Origin of the sequence: Mesorhizobium delmotii (assembly GCF_900149755.1) — a bacterium.
Classification (GTDB): domain Bacteria; phylum Pseudomonadota; class Alphaproteobacteria; order Rhizobiales; family Rhizobiaceae; genus Mesorhizobium; species Mesorhizobium delmotii.
In genome coordinates this window covers 1-1530 of the sequence record NZ_FUIG01000093.1, presented here as the reverse complement: position 1 = coordinate 1530, position 1530 = coordinate 1, and the positions used below count along the sequence as shown (strand labels likewise).

Sequence of the window (1530 nt, the reverse complement as noted above, 5' to 3'; positions counted from 1 at the left end):
CCCGGGGCTGATTATCGCCGCGACCAGGCCGTGAAGGGGACGCGTGTCGAGCGGCGGGTCATGGCCGCGGTGGAGGCGTGCCGGACCGCGGCCTTGGGCGGTCACGCCGAACACTGCACCGACTGCGGCCTCGTGCGGCAAGCCTATAACTCCTGCCGCAACCGCCACTGCCCTAAATGCCAAGGCCTAGCCCGCGCCCAGTGGCTGGCCGAGCGGCAGGCTGAGCTGCTGCCTGTCCCCTACTTCCACGTGGTCTTCACCGTCCCGGCCCAGATCGCTGAGATCGCCTTCCAGAACAAGGCGGCGGTCTATGCGATCCTGTTCAAGGCCGCATCCGAAGCCTTGAGGGTGGCGGCGGCCGATACCAGGCATCTGGGCGCCGAGATCGGCATGGTCGCCGTGCTTCATACCTGGGGTCAAAATCTCCACCATCATCCGCATGTCCACTGCGTCGTGCCGGGCGGTGGCCTGTCGCTCGAGCCTGCCCCGGGGAAGGCCGGGGACCGGCGATGGATCGCCTGCCGGCCGGGATTTTTCCTGCCCGTGCGGGTTCTGTCGCGCCTGTTCAGGCGGCTATTCCTGGAGCGCCTGCAGGACGCCTTCGACGCCGGTCAGCTTCGCTTCTTCAGCGATCTCGCCAGCCTGGCCGACCCTGCCACTTTCTGCACCCAACTGGCTGGATTGAAGCGGATCGAATGGGTCGTCTTCGCCAAGCCCCCGTTCGGCGGTCCCGAACAGGTCCTCGCCTATCTGGGCCGCTACACCCATCGCGTCGCCATCGCCAACAGCCGCCTCGTGAGCCTGGACCAGGGAAAGGTCAGCTTCCGCTGGAAAGACTATCGCCACCACGACAAGTCCAAGCACAAGCTCATGACCTTAAGCGCCGACGAGTTCATCCGGCGCTTCCTGCTGCACGCCCTTCCAGACGGATTCCATCGCATCCGCCATTACGCCTCCTCGCCAACGGCCACCGCGTCGCCAAGCTCGCCCAGTGCCGTCTTCTTCTGGCGGCGCCCACGCCGCTGACGCCGGACCCGACCGCCGACTATCGCCAGCGTTACCGCTGTCTCACAGGGCGCTCCCTGGACATCTGTCCGGGCTGCGGCGCCGCCATGGCCTCGCTCGGCCCGATCCCGCGCAAGGCCCCGACCTGGCCAGACACCTCATGACACGCTGCCTACCGACACGCTCGCACCGTCCATCCCGGCGTCTGCTACAGTCGCCGCCGGGCCTTTGCGCGCCGCTAGTCAAAGTCGCAGCCTGGCTGTCGCCAGCAACGCTGCACCTCAGCGTCAACGACCCAATGGCGCCGTCTCTCGCGTCGCAGATGGTCCTGCACCGCGACGACGGGCGACTGCCCCAGAGCGATCGGCGAGCCCGCTCCGGCGCCTCGGACACACTGTCGAGCCCTAAATCCCCATAGCCCCACCCGCCATCCCGCGGTTCAGTTCAATCAAGGCTTCAATGTAGTCGCGACCCGTGCGTGCCCGCACAATCGCGCCCGCGACCACACAGAACCCTCCTGATTCA

1 pseudogene is annotated in these 1530 nt (G+C 67.1%); it reads left to right on the top strand.

The features are described from left to right. A pseudogene (locus BQ8482_RS35425) lies at positions 1-1169 on the top strand (IS91 family transposase); the annotation flags it as partial. Positions 1170-1530: the final 361 nt, after the last annotated feature.